Origin of the sequence: Chitinophaga cymbidii, from assembly GCF_007992715.1 — a bacterium.
GTDB classification, from domain to species: Bacteria; Bacteroidota; Bacteroidia; order Chitinophagales; family Chitinophagaceae; genus Chitinophaga; species Chitinophaga cymbidii.
On the sequence record NZ_BKAU01000003.1, the window covers coordinates 102023 to 117384 of the forward strand.

Annotated in this window: 11 protein-coding genes; all 11 read left to right on the forward strand. The window is 56.1% G+C overall.

The genetic code is table 11. The features are described from left to right. The first annotated feature begins 3 nt into the window (after positions 1–3). The 11 genes from CCY01nite_RS15980 to CCY01nite_RS16030 all read left to right on the forward strand — a co-directional run bounded on the left by CCY01nite_RS15980 (position 4) and on the right by CCY01nite_RS16030 (position 15355). Positions 4–1377: a mandelate racemase/muconate lactonizing enzyme family protein gene (locus tag CCY01nite_RS15980; protein WP_146863851.1), complete on the forward strand. Its 1374-nt coding sequence runs from the start codon at positions 4–6 to the stop codon at positions 1375–1377. Continuing rightward, a complete protein-coding gene (locus tag CCY01nite_RS15985) occupies positions 1374–2294 on the forward strand; it encodes an amidohydrolase family protein (protein WP_146863854.1) in 921 nt (306 codons plus the stop codon). Before CCY01nite_RS15980 ends, CCY01nite_RS15985 begins: the two co-directional genes overlap by 4 nt. Further along, entirely contained in the window at positions 2284–3069 is a 786-nt protein-coding gene (locus CCY01nite_RS15990) for an amidohydrolase family protein (protein ID WP_146863857.1), read from the forward strand. The genes CCY01nite_RS15985 and CCY01nite_RS15990 overlap by 11 nt, the downstream gene beginning before the upstream one ends. A 51-nt stretch (positions 3070–3120) precedes the next feature. After that, a complete protein-coding gene (locus tag CCY01nite_RS15995) occupies positions 3121–4197 on the forward strand; it encodes a LacI family DNA-binding transcriptional regulator (RefSeq protein WP_146863861.1) in 1077 nt (358 codons plus the stop codon). An 88-nt stretch (positions 4198–4285) separates the two neighbouring features. After that, on the forward strand, positions 4286–5314 hold the full coding sequence (locus CCY01nite_RS16000; RefSeq protein WP_146863864.1) for a Gfo/Idh/MocA family protein: 1029 nt from the start codon (positions 4286–4288) through the stop codon (positions 5312–5314). After that, positions 5304–6650, forward strand: a complete 1347-nt coding sequence (locus tag CCY01nite_RS16005; RefSeq protein ID WP_146863867.1) for a DegT/DnrJ/EryC1/StrS family aminotransferase — start codon at positions 5304–5306, stop codon at positions 6648–6650. The genes CCY01nite_RS16000 and CCY01nite_RS16005 overlap by 11 nt, the downstream gene beginning before the upstream one ends. A 49-nt stretch (positions 6651–6699) precedes the next feature. Next, positions 6700–8091 carry a hypothetical protein gene (locus tag CCY01nite_RS16010; RefSeq protein ID WP_222614413.1) on the forward strand — a complete coding sequence of 464 codons (1392 nt, stop codon included), beginning with the start codon at positions 6700–6702 and terminating at the stop codon, positions 8089–8091. A 298-nt stretch (positions 8092–8389) separates the two neighbouring features. Continuing rightward, a complete protein-coding gene (locus CCY01nite_RS16015) occupies positions 8390–11572 on the forward strand; it encodes a SusC/RagA family TonB-linked outer membrane protein (protein ID WP_146863870.1) in 3183 nt (1060 codons plus the stop codon). Positions 11573–11578: 6 nt separating this feature from the next. Continuing rightward, positions 11579–13147, forward strand: a complete 1569-nt coding sequence (locus CCY01nite_RS16020; protein ID WP_146863873.1) for a SusD/RagB family nutrient-binding outer membrane lipoprotein — start codon at positions 11579–11581, stop codon at positions 13145–13147. A 30-nt stretch (positions 13148–13177) separates the two neighbouring features. Further along, positions 13178–13951, forward strand: a complete 774-nt coding sequence (locus CCY01nite_RS16025) for an MBL fold metallo-hydrolase (RefSeq protein WP_222614414.1) — start codon at positions 13178–13180, stop codon at positions 13949–13951. 102 nt (positions 13952–14053) lie between these two features. Then, entirely contained in the window at positions 14054–15355 is a 1302-nt protein-coding gene (locus CCY01nite_RS16030; protein ID WP_146863876.1) for an ankyrin repeat domain-containing protein, read from the forward strand. The last annotated feature ends 7 nt before the right edge of the window (positions 15356–15362 follow it).

Genomic DNA, 15362 nt, shown 5'->3' on the forward strand with positions numbered 1-15362 from the left:
TATATGGACAGAAGAGGATTTGTCAAAAATACCGGCTTGCTGGCCATGTTATTCAATTTACCACGCTGCACAGGCAGCGGACAACGTATGAAAACGATCAAAGTAACCGGAACGAACGCCGGGTTTGAGCGCGAGCCGCTGAAAGGCCGCTTCGGGTTCAAAGGCGGCTACCTTACAGAATTATGGCAGGTGTTTTCCCGCCTGGAATCCGCTTCGGGCGCCAGCGGAACGGGGATCGCCACGCAAAGCGTATTATACGCGGATGCGGACTTGTTTGCGGATAACACCGAAGCCGGCGGCAACGCGCTGATGTTCGTGCTCGTCAACGAAGCGCTGAAGATCGTGAAAGAAACGCCTTTCACAGACCCGGTGGAGCTGATGGACAAGATCCGGCCGCGGGTACACGCCGCCGGCGTGCGGATCACCGGCAAAAAGGACCTCAACGCCAACTTCGTGCACAACACCCTCGTGAGCATCGACAATGCCGCCTGGTTGCTGTACGCCAGGGAAAACGGCTTCACGTCCTTCGATGAAATGATACCGGCGCCTTACCGCTCCGCGCTGTCGTTTCACAACGAAAAGATCGCCATCATGTACCAGGTGTCTTACGACATGCCGGTGGAAACGCTGGTGGATGCCGTGAAAGACGGGTATTTTGTTATAAAGGTCAAGACCGGCTATCCCGGTACGCAGGAAGAAATGCTGGCGAAAGACATGGCGCGGCTGACCGAAGTGCACCAGGCCCTGAAAGACCTGCGCACGCCGCACACGCCCGACGGCCGGCTCGTTTACACGATGGACGCCAACGGACGGTATGAAAGCAAAGCGCTGCTGCAGCGGTATTTCGATCATGCCCGGAAGATCGGCGCGTTCGATCAGATACTCGTGTATGAAGAGCCGTTTGTGGAAGCGAATAACGAAGGGGTGGGGGACCTGGGCGTGCGCATTGCCGCCGATGAAAGCATCCACGAGCCGGCAGATGCGCTTAGGAAGCTGGACCAGGGATACGGCGCGCTGGTGCTGAAAGGCATCGCGAAAACACTCAGCCAGTCCATGAAGATCGCGCAGGTGGCGCAGCAACGCAACGTTCCCTGCCTTTGCGCCGATCTCACGGTGAACCCGGTGCTGGTGGACTGGCACAAGAACCTCGCCGCGCGCGTGGCGCCCTTCCCCGGCATTGGCATGGGCCTGATGGAAACGAACGGCGACATGAACTATGTGCACTGGGAGCAGATGAGCAGGTACCACCGGCTGGCCGGCGCATCATGGATGGAAAGAAGGAACGGCGCCTTCGAGCTGAATGCTGACTTTTACAAGACCAGCGGCGGCATATTCGAAGTGCCACATCATTATGAAAACAAATTAGTGATCCTATGAACAGAAGGAATTTTGTCCGTAACATGGCTACCTCCGCTTCAGGCATCATCCTGGGCAGCAGCCTTTTGCAGGAAACGGCCGCCGGCATGGCCCCGCGCCCCACGCCGGCTGACCGCATGAAGGAAGTGTTCAGCTATCGCAAGCTGGACGCCCATGTGCATGTAGGCCTCACGAACGACGGCCCCGAGCTGAACGTGGACTACGCGGAGCGGCTTGGTATCGACAGGATGTTCATCTCGAAGCCCGTTACGCGCGGGCCCGCTGCCCCGGAGGATTTCAGGGCAGCGAACGATTTCATCCTCAAATGCATGAAACGCTTCCCGGAGCGGCTGACCGGCATGCTCACGCTCAACCCCACCTACAAAAGGGAATCGCTGGAAGAGATCAAACGGTGCACCGGCGAGGGAATGTGGGGCGTGAAAGTATATTACCAGGTGAAGATCAACGACCCGCTTTTTTATCCCATCATCGAAAAACTGATCGACCTGAAGATGATCATCCTCATGCATGCGGAAACAACGCTCGGCATCGCCGGTTATCGCATGAAATATGACCAGAAGATCAAACCGCAGTCATCCATCCCCGAAAACTTCGTGGATATCGCCGCGCGCTACCCCGAGGCCATGTTTCAGTTCGCCCACATCGGCGGCGGGCCGGACTGGGAGTACGCCTGCAAGGCGCTCCGCAACAGCCCGAATGTTTACGTGGACGTGTCCGGCAGCAACAACGAGAACAACATGGTGGAGTTCGCCGTGGAATGCCTGGGCGCGGACAGGGTGCTGTATGGCTCCGACAATATGTACTACCAGTCCGTCGGAAAAATGATCGACGCCCGGCTCACCGAAGAGCAGAAACGGAAAATATTCTTCGATAATTACAATAACATCCTGAAAAAAGGAGGCTATCATGTTGATTGATATTAACGCATACACCGGCCACTGGCCGTTCAAACGCCTGCTGAACAACCATTGCGAAGGATTGCTGGAAAGAATGAAGGAATATGGCGTAGACCTGTCCGTTATCACGAACCTGAACGGCGTGTTCTACAAGAATACCCAATCCGCCAACGAAGAGCTGTATGAGGAGATCCGTTCGAAGCGGGCTTATAAAGACAGGTTCCTGCCGTTTGCCATCATCAATCCTATCTATGCCGGCTGGAAAGATGATTTCAAAACATGTGTGAAGGATTTCGGGATGAAAGGCATCCGGGTGTTCCCCAACTATCACGATTACACGATCACCGACCCGAACCTGGTGGAGCTGGTGAAAATGGCCCGCGATCATGATGTGGCCGTGGGGCTTACCATGCGCATCGTGGATTCGCGGCAGCGTTCGTGGATGGACCTGGCCACCGAATGGGGCCTGAAAGATTACGTGCCCCTGCTGCGGGAAGTGCCGGACGCGCGCTATATGCTGCTCAACCTGAGCACCGGTCTTGCGCTGCCGGAAGAAGACGAGGCCACCCTTAAAAACGCCAATGTGCTGTTCGACACCTCCGGCCGGCATATTACCCATTTCGCCAAAGTGTTCAACCGCTTCGGCAAGGAGAAATTCGCCTTCGGCTCGCATTTTCCCGTATTTGATTACTATACCGGCCTGCTGCGGATAGAATCCCTGCGGAAAGAGGAGGCGGATGAAGCCGACAGGGCCCTGTTCCGGCAAGGAAATGCACAACGGTTCCTGAAGCTGTAGGGTATCCGGCAAAGGTTTCATAATTTCGGGCATCCATAACTGATTAATGCCATGCCATCACCAAAAAAAGAAAAGAAGAATAACCAGCTTTCAGGGATCAAGGAAATTGCCCGCCGGGCAAACGTTTCGATCGCTACGGTGGACCGTGTGATCCATGACAGGACGGGGATTGCGAAGGGTACCAAGGAGCGGATACTCAAGATCATCAAGGAGCTGAATTATCAACCCAATATCCATGCCCGGCGCCTCGCACTGGCCAAACAGTTCAGGATCGCCACGCTCATCCCCGTACGGTCTAAAGAGACCAGCTTCTGGGAAGGGCCGCTGAAAGGCATTGAAATGGCATCCGCGGAGATCAGTCAGTATGGCGTGGTGGTGGAAAAATTCTTTTACGACCAGGAATCCGTTACTTCTTTCCAGCAGCAGTCACAGGCGCTGCTGAAAACGAAACCGGACGGCCTGCTGTTCGCGCCTTCTTTTATGGAGGAATCCGTGGTGTTTGTGCAGAAATGCATCAAGCAGCATATTCCTTACGTACTGATGGATTCCGACCTGCCCGTGGAAGGCAGCCTGGCTTACATCGGCCCTAACCAGCAGGCCAGCGGCCACCTTTCCGCGCACCTCATCAGCTATCTCATCGAGAAAAACGACAGCATTCTCATCGTAAACATATCAAAGGAGCTGGATGATCAGCACCATCTGCTCAAAAAGGAAGAAGGATTCCGGAATTATTTCCGTACGCATCGCTGGGACAACCAGATACTGAAGATCAATATCAATAAAACCGATCCCAAATCCATCGAAAAGGGGCTGGCGAATATGTTTAAAGAACACGGCAATATCGGCGTTGTGTTCGTTACCAACTCCCGTGTGTCCAACGTGGCGGCCTTTGTGGAGAAGCTGGACAGGAAGGTGATCCTGATCGGTTACGACTTCGTAAACGAGAATATTGAATACATAGAGAAGGGGGTGATCGATTTTCTCATCTGCCAGAAGCCGCTGGAGCAGGCGTATAAAGGCGTGATGGCGGTCTACCAGCACCTGGCCATCTCTTCGCCGGTGCAAAAGGTCACCTTTATGCCGATCGATATCATTACACGCGAGAACTACCGTTTCTATAATTATTAAAAAAGACAGGATTTCGTGAAAAATGCCGCGCTTTTTTGTTAATTTTTCGGGTACGTTAACGGCAGTTTATTTAAAACAGGAATACGCAATGCAAAAGTATCAACCAAGAAGGGATTTTATCAGGCAGGCATTATATGCAGGCATCGGCGCGGGCGTGCTTTCCCAGTTGCCGCTCGAAGGATCGGCCGCATGGGCGCGGGAAACAGGCAAACGTGTAGGCATTATCGGTCTGGATACCTCACACAGCACCGCCTTCACCAATCTGCTCAATAACCCCAATGCCGGAGAGAAGTTTGGCGGATACAAGGTAGTGGCAGCGTATCCCTACGGCAGCCGCGATATTGAGAGCAGCGCCAGCAGGATTCCCGGGTACATCGATGCCGTAAAGGCGAAAGGCGTGCAAATCGTGGATTCCATCCGGGAGCTGCTTAAAATGGTGGATGTAGTGTTGCTGGAAACCAATGACGGCCGCCTGCACCGGGAACAGGCGCTGGAAGTGATCAGGGCGGGCAAACGCATGTTCATCGACAAACCGGTCGCCAACTCCATGCGTGACGCCATCGCCATTTTTGAAGCGGCGAAGCAGCATAACGTGCCCGTTTTTTCCTGTTCCTCTTTGCGCTTCACGGAAGGGATAGACGATATCGTAAGTGGTAAAAAGATAGGGAAGATACTGGCGGCGGACGCTTACAGTCCCGCCAAGCTGGAACAGACGCACATCGATTTTTACTGGTATGGCATTCACGGCGTGGAGATGCTGTTCACGGTGATGGGCACCGGCTGCAAAACGGTGACCCGTTTCTACCAGGATAATATGGACGTTGTGGTGGGCGTATGGGAAGATGGCCGCATCGGTACTTTCCGCGGTACGCGCGCGGGTAAAGCGGCGTATGGCGGCACCATCTTCGGAGAGAAAGGCGTGGTGAACTACGGCGCTTTTTCTTACGAACGTTTGCTGGACAGGATCATTCCATTCTTTGAAACAGGTAACGTGCCCGTGCGCGCGGAGGAAACGCTGGAAATATGCGCCTTTGTGGAAGCGGCGCAGAAGAGCCGGGAGCGGGGTGGACGACCGGTAGCGATCAGCGAAATAAAATCCTTATCATATGGCAGGTAAAGAAATCGGGCGCCGCTACTTCATCGGTACGCTCACCGCCGCATCCGTTGCGGGTATGATTCCGCGGGCTTTTTCAGCCCCGCCTTCCCGGCTCGCTGTGTTCGGCGGGCAACCTGTAAGGACCGCCGCCAAAAAGTGGCCGAAGTGGCCGCATGTAGATGAAAGGATGATCGATGAGGTGGTGAAAACAACCAGAAGCGGCGTCTGGAGCCGGATACAATCGCCCATTAACGGCGCGGTGGCTACTTTCGAGAAACAGTTTGCCGGCATGATCGGCTCAAAATATTGCATCGGCACCGGTTCCGGCACACAGGCCCTTGCCATATGCGTGGAAGCCATGGGCATCGGTCCCGGTGACGAAGTGATCACCTCCCCTTATACGGATTTCGGTACGATCTCCGCGATCCTTACCAGCAGAGCGCTGCCGGTGATGGCGGACCTCGACCCCGCCTCTTACCAGCTCGACCCCGCGGATGTGGAACGGAAGATCACGCCTGCTACCAAAGCCATCATGCCGGTGCACATCATGGGATTGCCGGCGGATATGGACAGGATCATGGACATCGCGCGCAGGCATCGCCTGAAAGTGATTGAAGATGCCTGCCAGGGCGCATTGGCCAAACACCGCGGCAAATCGCTGGGTACTATTGGCGATCTGGGCTGCTTCAGCTTCCAGGCCAGCAAATCTATCGCCTGCGGCGAAGGCGGCGCCATCGTGGGTAATGATGAAAGCCTGATCGACGAATGTTATACCGTACACAATCACGGCACGAACCGCAAAGGCAAACATGTGACCATTGGCCCGAAGAACCGCATGAACGAATTTGAGGCCGCCATACTGAACGGGCAATTGCCGACTGCCACCGAACGTTTCCTGCTGCGGAACAGGAATGCCGCATACCTCTCCTCGAAGCTGAAAGGCTTTGCCGGCCTGATACCGCAGAAACAATATGACGGCACCGAAAGCGGCGGTTATTACAATTACGCCATGTCGTATAAAAAAGAAGCGTTCAACAACGCCAGCCGCCAGCAATTCCTGAAAGCAGTTGCCGCGGAAGGGATCGCGCTGAGCCCGTACATCCGGAACGGCCTGCATCACGAAGCATGGATAGACCACATCCTTGCGCTGGATGAATATAAACAGCTGTTCCCCGCCGCAAGGCTGCAAAAATACCGCGAGGAAGCGCGGCATCTTCCCGGCTGTGACCAGGTGTGCGAGGAGATGGTGGTGCTGCCGGGATCGGGGCCGCTGATCGCCGGTACGGCGGATATGGATGATGTGATCAACGCCGTGATGAAAGTATATGAAAACAGGGATCAGTTAAAATCGTTATAGCGGAGATAAAGTAAAAGATCAGGGAGATCGGTTAAATCGTTATAAGTCGATGATGAAATTTATCAATACAAGTTCCGAACGGCTCATCAAAGGCGCTTGCTGTCTGCTTTTGCTGGCAGTGATCTGCTGCCCGCGCGCATATGCTTACGCCGCACCGGGAGATACGCTGAAAATATCCAGCTTTGATGTGGACGCCACCCCGCCCGTGGGCTCCTGGCTGGTGTACGACAAGATGATCAACAGTTGGGACCAGAGCCTGCGTGCAAAAGGAATCGTGCTCACAGGCGCCGGAGATCCTGTTGTGCTGTGTGTGATCGACTGGATCGGCATCGCCAATGAAGGATATGATGAATTCTGCAAGGCGCTGGCCGAAGCCGCCGGCACTACGCCGGACCGGGTGGCCCTTCACGCCCTGCATCAGCACGATGCGCCGGTCTGCGATTTCGGCGCGGAACAATGGCTGAAGAAAGAGGGGATGGACCCGCTGGGCTTTGAAGGCACCTTCGCCCGCGAGGTGATCCGCCGGTTACGTGTAGCCGTAAGCGGTTCCCTTAAAAATGCAAAACCCGTTACCCACATTGGCCTCGGACAGGCGGAAGTGCATAACGTCGCTTCCAACCGGCGCATAGTAGGAGAGAACGGCAAAGTAATCGCCTCCCGGACCTCCGCCACAAAAAGCGCCGAAGTCCGCGAAAAACCCGAGGGCCTCATAGACCCCGTAGTATCACTGATCAGCTTCTGGAATAATGATAAACCGGTAGCCGTATTAAGCTACTACGCCACGCACCCGCAAAGCTACTACCGCACAGGCGTAGCCAACCCTGACATTCCCGGCGTGGCCCGCTTCTTCCGGCAGCTGGCCGTACCGGACGCGCTGCACCTGCATTTCAACGGCGCCGGCGGAAATATCACCGTTGGTAAATACAATGACGGCTCGCATGAAAACCGCTTGCTGCTGGCCGAACGCCTGGCGGATGGCATGCAACGCGCCTGGAAGCAGACAAATAAAGAAAAGATCACCGCCGCGGATGTAACATGGCGCACAACGCCGGTCGCGCTGCCGCCCAAAGCCAGCCTCAACGGCCTGGGAGAGCTGCTGCACAAGGAAACCAGCGTATTTGTCGCTAATAACGCATCCAAGCTGGTCTGGCTGGAAAGAACAAAAAAAGGAAAGAAGATCAGCCTCAGCTGTCTGGGTATAGGCAAAGCACGGATGGTGCATTTGCCCGGAGAATGTTTTATTGAATATCAACTGGCCGCCAAAGCGATGCGCCCTGATCTGTTTGTGACCGTGGCGGCCTATGGAGATTATGCGCCGGGGTATATCGGTACGGCTGCGGCTTATGATGAAGGAGGGTATGAAACCGGGCAGGCGTCTGCTGTAACGGCGGATGCGGAGAAGGTGTTGCTCGGAGCGATGAGGAAGTTGCTGGCGAGATAATCAGGCTGGCGGTATCTGCCCGGCCTGATGTACCGCTGCCGTCAGCAGCAAGTTCGCGACCCGTTTGCCGGGTGGCGGCAACACCCCCCATTTACCCTATGCCCCACGGTAAACGCCGCGCCCCACCGCCGGCGATACCCGCTCTATTTACCCCTGTAGTACGAGAAAACCCGGAATAGCATCATAAAAGCTTTTAAGAAGAACCTTGGTACGCTAATGACAGATTATTGCCTGCACAAATTCCGGGTACGTTAACGAACAAGTTTTATTTCCGTAACAAACCAAAATTGAATTGCTTATGGCAATCACCGCTTCGCCGGGCACCGGATGGTATTCACTCCCTGCCCGCATGATCTGCAAAGGCCGCCGGCCCTTTATCCTGCTGGCTTTCCTGCTGCTATGCACCGCTGCCAACGCTACCGGCATCGTTACCAAAGGCACCGCTGCCAACGCTATCGACATCGCTACCAAAGGCACCTTCGACATCGTTGTAAAAGGCACGGTGACCGGCGAAGGAGGCACACCGCTCCCCGGCGTCACCATCGTGCTGAAAGGAGCAAGCCGCTCCGCCATGACGGACGAAGCCGGCCGCTTCAGCATCAGCGTACCCGAAAACGGCGTGCTGGTATTCACTTACACCGGCTATGAACGAAAGGAAGTACCCGTAAACGGACAAACGAACCTCAACGTCAATCTCGCCCCCTCGGTCACCGCACTGGAAACAGTGGTGGTAACGGCCCTCGGCCTCGAACGGAAGAAAAGAACGCTCACCTACAGCACGCAGGGCGTCAGCGCCAAAGAGCTGACGGAAGCCCGGGAACTCAACATGGTGAACGCCCTGCAGGGAAAAGTCGCCGGCCTCAACATCAACTCCGGTTCCAGCGGCGTTGGCTCCCAGGCAAGGGTCACGCTACGCGGTAACCGCTCCATTAGCGGCAACAGCCAGCCGCTGTATGTGATCGACGGCGTGGTGGTGCGTTCCAGTCCGGCCGACCTCAATACAGACAACATCGCTTCACTGAACGTGCTCAAAGGCGCCAATGCCGCGGCATTGTACGGCAGTGCGGGGCAGAATGGCGTGATCGTCATCGAAACGAAAAAAGGAAAGAACGGCCTGCAAGTCAGCCTGAACAGCACTTACATGATCGAAAGCGCCATCCTTTCCACCCCTTATCAATATGAATATGGCCAGGGCGTTTCCGATAACTATCTCAAAACCTCCGAATCTTCATGGGGCCCGAAGCTGGACGGCCGCATGGTCGATCACTGGTCGCTCGATCCAGCGGATGCCAATACGCAATACAGTTTCCTGCCGCAAAGGGACGCACGCGAAAACATCTTCCGCAATGGCCGCAACTCGGCCACCAATCTGTCTGTCAGCGCCGGCAATGAAAAAGCGCGGACGCTGTTCACCTATACGTATACAGATGGCGCCGGCATTCTTCCGGGCAACGAGCTGACGCGGCATAACGCCGCCCTGCGGATCACCAATCAGCTGACCAGCAAGCTGACGCTGGACGTGAAGCTCGATTATATGAAACAGCAGATCGATAACCGGCTGGACGAAGGAGAATCCAGCTTCAACCCCCTGCGGCAGGTCGCCACCATGCCAGCCAACATCCGGGACCAGGACGTGACGCATTTCGAATATGTAGACCCCGTGCTCGGCGTAACGCGCCAGAACTACTGGAACCCCGGCACCGTCACCGGCGCAAACCCTTACTGGACGCTTTACCGCAACCTGCGTTATAACAAGATCGACCGGCTGATGGGAATGGCATCGTTAAGCTATCAGTTCACCGAAGGCTTCCGGGCCATGATACGCGGCTCTTTCGATATGGAGAACAACGCGCTGGAAGAGAAATCCTATTACGGCACCTACCGCGATCCCTCCGGCCGTTACGCCGTGGGCAAAGGCTCCGCCTCACTGGTGAATGGCGATTTCCTGCTGAGCTATACCAAAGCGTTGCATGCCGATTGGTCTTTCACCGCCAACGCGGGCGGAGAGATACGGCATATGAAGGACGATGCGCTGAACACCAGCACCGGCGCGGGTATGAGCGTGCCCAATTTCTTCGCGTTGTCCAACATCTCACTGGCGCCGGTAGCCACCTACACGCCAGGTGTAGCCATGGAAACACAGTCCCTCTACGCCAACGCGCAGGTCGGCTGGAAGAACGCGCTTTTCCTTGAGCTGACGGGCAGGAACGATTGGAGCTCTACACTGTCCGCCAACAACCGTTCGTATTTCTATCCGTCGGCGGGCGTCAGCGCATTGCTTTCCGAGCTCGTGCAGCTGCCAAAAGTATTTTCCTACCTCAAGCTGCGCGGCTCCTGGGCGCAGGTAGGCAATGGCGCTTCCCCCGGCCTGTTGCAGCGGTTTGCGTCCAGCGTGGCAGGCGGCAATCTCGGGTACCTGCAGCTCGGCACCACGCTGCCCAACAAAGACCTCAAACCTGAAATGACGCGCTCCCTCGAAGCAGGGATCGAACTGCGGCTGCTGAACGATCGTATAGGTCTTGACGTTACAGCTTACCGCACGAATACGGACAACCAGATATTCCTGCAGGCGCTGCCCCCCGGCAGCGGCGCTTCCAGCTTTTACACCAACGGCGGCGATGTGCAGAACCAGGGTGTGGAAGTGATACTTACTACCACGCCTGTACGAAACGGACAATTCATCTGGGATTTCAACATCAACTTCGCCCGGAATGTGAACGTCGTGAAGGAGCTGTCCGACGAGATCCCCACGCTGATCGTGGGCGGCGACACCTACATGCGGAATTTTGTACTGGAAGAAGGCAAGCCCTTCGGCCAGATCTATGGCAAGGGCCTCGCGCGCGACAGCAAGGGCCGCGTGATCGTAGGCGTCAACGGTCTTCCGCAGACAACGCCCGGCAAAACCGTGCTGCTCGGCAATGTGAACCCGGACTGGACGGGCGGCATTTCCAGCAATTTCAGCTGGAAGAACTGGAGCGCGGGTTTTGTGATCAGCCATAAGCAGGGCGGGGACATTGCCTCCTTTACCGACGCGATCCTCTACGGTGAAGGTCTGGTGGAAGAAACGCTGCAAGGCAGGGAAGGCGGCCTGATATTCGGTAAGAACATTTTTACAGACATCCCGGCTGTGAAAGCGGACGGTTCGGAGAATGACGTACCGGTAAAAGCACAGCAGCTCTGGCAACTGCTCGGCGGCAGAAATGCGCCGGTCGGGGAGATGTTCGTGCGCTCCGCCACCAACACCCGGCTGCGGGAATTTACACTGGGCTACATGCTGCCCGAAACCCTCTTTCAGAGAGGCCCGCTGGCCTCCGTGCAGATCTCCCTCGTAGGCAGGAACCTCTTTTTCTTCCACAGGGCCGCATCCAGCCTGGACCCGGATTATACGCAAGGCACCGGCACCGTTTCCGAAGGCTTCCAGTCATTCGCCCTTCCCGCATCGCGTTCATTTGGCGCCAATCTTAAAATCAACTTTAAATAAATAAAGATGAAAAAGCATTCAATAGCATTCGTATTGCTCCTCTGGGCCGCCGTAGCAGGATGCACGAAAAATTTCGACGAGCTGAATACGCCGGACAACCTGCTTCCGGAAGACGAGATCACGCCCGCGCTGATCGGGCAGGCATTTGCTTTTTCCCAGTACCATGGCCTCTGCGCCGTGTATGTGGAAGTAGGGCAGAACCTGCATGCGGACATATACGCCCAGTATTTTATGAGCGTGCCGGCCACTTTCAGCACAGACCAGTTCGTGCCGAACGGCACCTGGGTAGACCTGTTCTGGAATGATTTTTATACTAAAGCCGCTCCGCAACTGTTCCTCACGGAAAAAGTAACCCGCGAGAACAACCTGGACGTAGCCAATGCCATCGCAAAGATCTGGCGGGTGATCATCTATGGCCGTATGACGGATTACTTCGGCCCGGTCATCTATTCCCATTTCGGCGAACAGGCGAACACGGTGCCCTATGATTCGCAGGAAGCGATCTACAACGATTTCTTCAAAACGCTGGACGAAGCCTCCGCTGTGCTGGCGCAAGACCCCGCCGCCAACGGCTTCGGCGCGCACGACCAGGTGTACGCCGGCAACGCGGCAAAGTGGCTCAAGCTGGCTAATTCCCTGCGTTTGCGCTTCGCCATGCGCCTCGCTTATGTGGATGCAGACAAAGCAAGAACAGAAGCGGAAAAAGCAGTCGCCGCCGGTGTTATACTGGCGAATGAGGACAATGCCAACGTGCTGTCCACCACCAACAGCGTCAACATCCTTTCCCGCATCACTTACCTGATCGACTTCCGCGCCAGCGCCACCATGATCAGCGCATTGAAAGGTTATAACGATCCGCGGATGGCGGATTATTTTTCTCCCGCCGTATCCACCGGCGAGTACACCGGCTTGCGGAATGGCCTGCCCGCATCGGAACGGGGCAGCCAGCTGGCGGACGTGACTTCTTTCGTAGGCACGAAATGGTTGTCGCCGGACAGGAAGGGCACGCTTACGCCCAACCGTGTGCTGTCCGCCGCGGAAGTAGCTTTCCTGCGCGCGGAAGGCGCTTTGCGCGGATGGAACATGGGCGGTACAGCGAAGGAACTGTATGAGCAGGGCATCGCGCTGTCGCTCACAGAGCGGGTGTCCGCAACACCGGAACTGATCATCAACTACCGTAACGGCACCACCACGCCCGCGCCGCTGCCGGATAAATGGGGCAGTCCCGCCATGAGCGACATCCCTGTTCAATACGACGAAGCCGGCAGTTTTGAAAAGCGGCTCGAGCAGATCATCACGCAAAAATGGATCGCCCTGTATCCTGACGGATGGGAAGCCTGGTCTGAGCGGAGAAGGACCGGCTATCCAAGAGGCTACGCCATCATTGCGTCTGAAAGTCCGGATGTGCCGAGGACCGGCCTGGTGCGCAGGGTGACCTATCCGCCGGTGGAAATATCCACGAACCGGGCGGCCTATGATGCCGCCGTAGGCATGCTGGGCGGCGCGGACGAGAATTTCACACGGCTCTGGTGGGATAAAAAACCGATATCGGATTATCCGCTGCCTACTGATTGATGAGTAGCGCGTTTGCCTTACTTTTGAAGCATGATCAGAATCCGTTTACTCCGCAACGCCACGCTGCTGGTTGAAATGAGCAATAAACAAATACTGGTGGACCCGCTGCTTGGCGATAAAGACGCTTATGACCCGGTGCCCTGGACCAGCAACGGCATCCGCAATCCCCTGACGGAGCTGCCCGTCGGCGAAGAGGAGCTGCAGGAGATCATTGAAGATACGGATGCCGTTCTCGTTACCCATACCCATAACGATCACTGGGACGAAGCCGCCCGGCGCCTGTTGCCGAAGGACATATTGTTACTCGGACAGGTGGAAGATGAACCGGCGTTCCTGCGGCAGGGATTTACGGAAGCCACCGGCATTGCAGGCGCTTACCAGTATGAGGAAATTACGTTCACGCGCACGGGCGGGCGGCATGGTACGGGAGAGATCGGGGCGAAAATGGCGCCGGTGTCCGGCTTTGTGCTGGACAATGATGAATACAAGCTCTACATTGCCGGGGACACGGTCTGGTGTGAAGAAGTAGAGGAAGCCATCAACATGTATGAACCGGATTTCATCATCCTCAATGCCGGCGCCGCGCAATTCGATATGGGCGATCCCATCACCATGACGGTGGAGGATGTGTTGAAAGTCTGCGAATCCAGCTACGCTGAAAAGATCATTGTAGTGCACATGGAAGCGGTCAACCACTGTTACCTCAGCAGGGAAGAGCTGCGGCGCGCCATCCGGGATGCGGGGCTGGAAGACAGGTGCCTGGTGCCGGAAGATGGAGAAGAGATTGTGTTGGTGCAATCCTAGGAAGATGGCGCCCCGGCATTTTTTGTCTTGATGACGAACAGTTTTTGCCTGAGCAGATGTCTTTAATCAGCGCATGTTTCGTAACTTGATGTAAACTCGCATATGGACACCCCGCTTGATTCCTTTCTTCGTGAAAGCGCCTGGCATGGCCCGCTGGATGCCGCCAATGCCATTCTTGCCGCAAACCCTGCAATAGCGGACGATAATATCTACGCTGCCGCGGTACTGGGCAACGGCAAAGCTGTACAGCGTTTCCTGGAACTTGATCCGCAACTGGCTACTGCCAAAGGCGGGCCTTTCAACAGGGATGCGTTAACTTATCTTTGCTTCTCCCGCTACCTCCGGCTGGACCCGGACCGTTCGGAAGGATTTATGCGTGCGGCGAAAGCATTGCTGGACGCGGGCGCCAGCGCCAATACCGGTTTCTTTGATAACGCTCACCTGCCGCAGCCGGAATGGGAAAGTGCATTGTACGGCGCTGCGGGCGTAGCCTTCCATGCTGGTCTTACGCGCCTGCTGCTGGAACACGGCGCAGACCCCAATGATGAAGAGGTACCTTACCATTCCCCCGAAACATATGACAACGCGGCGCTGGAAGTTTTGATTGAAAGCGGCAAGCTCTCGCAGGAGTCGCTTTCCACCATGCTGCTGCGCAAAGCGGATTTCCACGATCATGATGGCCTGAAGCTGCTGCTCGAAGCGGGTGCGGACCCAAACCGCATGACCCGCTGGCATCATACCGCACTCCAGCAGGCGCTGCGGCGGGACAATGATCTGAAGAACATTGAAGTGCAGCTGGACTACGGTGCAGACCCCTTGCTGCCGAACCGTGAGAACGGCCGCAACGCCGTTTCCATTGCGGTGCGGCGGGGGCGGGGAGATGTGCTGGCGGCATTCAAAAAACGGGGCATACCCATCAAATTGCAGGGCGTGGAGCGGCTCATCGGCGCATGCGCCATGAATGATGCCGGGGCCATCGCCGCGGCGGAGCCTGCGCTGGTGGCCGCCGTACTGGCGCAGGGAAGTATTTTGCTGCCGGAGTTTGCCGGAACGGACAACGCCGAAGGCATTCGTCATTTGCTGGATCTGGGCATAAACGTAGATGTGCGGTATCACGGAGACGGTTACTACCAAATCCCGCCGCATAGCACCGCCCTGCATGTAGCAGCCTGGAAGGGCATGCATAGCGCGGTGAAACTCCTGGTAGAAAAAGGTGCGGATATAAATGCGCGGGACGGGAACGGAAGAACCCCGTTGATGCTGGCGGTCCGCGCCTGCACGGATTCTTACTGGGTATACCGCCGGAAAGCAACGTCGATAGCAGCCCTGCTGCAGGCGGGCGCATCCACCGCGGGCATCAATATCCCGACCGGTTATGATGAAGCGGATGCGTTATTGAAATAAAAAAGCC

What these genes read in the sequence shown, in the direction of transcription:
- CCY01nite_RS15995 (WP_146863861.1), top strand. Translation starts at nt 3,121, where the DNA reads ATGCCATCACCAAAAAAAGAAAAGAAGAATAACCAGCTTTCAGGGATC.
- CCY01nite_RS15990 (WP_146863857.1), top strand. Translation starts at nt 2,284, where the DNA reads ATGTTGATTGATATTAACGCATACACCGGCCACTGGCCGTTCAAACGC.
- CCY01nite_RS16025 (WP_222614414.1), top strand. Translation starts at nt 13,178, where the DNA reads ATGATCAGAATCCGTTTACTCCGCAACGCCACGCTGCTGGTTGAAATG.
- CCY01nite_RS16005 (WP_146863867.1), top strand. Translation starts at nt 5,304, where the DNA reads ATGGCAGGTAAAGAAATCGGGCGCCGCTACTTCATCGGTACGCTCACC.
- CCY01nite_RS16010 (WP_222614413.1), top strand. Translation starts at nt 6,700, where the DNA reads ATGATGAAATTTATCAATACAAGTTCCGAACGGCTCATCAAAGGCGCT.
- CCY01nite_RS16030 (WP_146863876.1), top strand. Translation starts at nt 14,054, where the DNA reads ATGGACACCCCGCTTGATTCCTTTCTTCGTGAAAGCGCCTGGCATGGC.
- CCY01nite_RS15980 (WP_146863851.1), top strand. Translation starts at nt 4, where the DNA reads ATGGACAGAAGAGGATTTGTCAAAAATACCGGCTTGCTGGCCATGTTA.
- CCY01nite_RS15985 (WP_146863854.1), top strand. Translation starts at nt 1,374, where the DNA reads ATGAACAGAAGGAATTTTGTCCGTAACATGGCTACCTCCGCTTCAGGC.
- CCY01nite_RS16000 (WP_146863864.1), top strand. Translation starts at nt 4,286, where the DNA reads ATGCAAAAGTATCAACCAAGAAGGGATTTTATCAGGCAGGCATTATAT.
- CCY01nite_RS16015 (WP_146863870.1), top strand. Translation starts at nt 8,390, where the DNA reads ATGGCAATCACCGCTTCGCCGGGCACCGGATGGTATTCACTCCCTGCC.
- CCY01nite_RS16020 (WP_146863873.1), top strand. Translation starts at nt 11,579, where the DNA reads ATGAAAAAGCATTCAATAGCATTCGTATTGCTCCTCTGGGCCGCCGTA.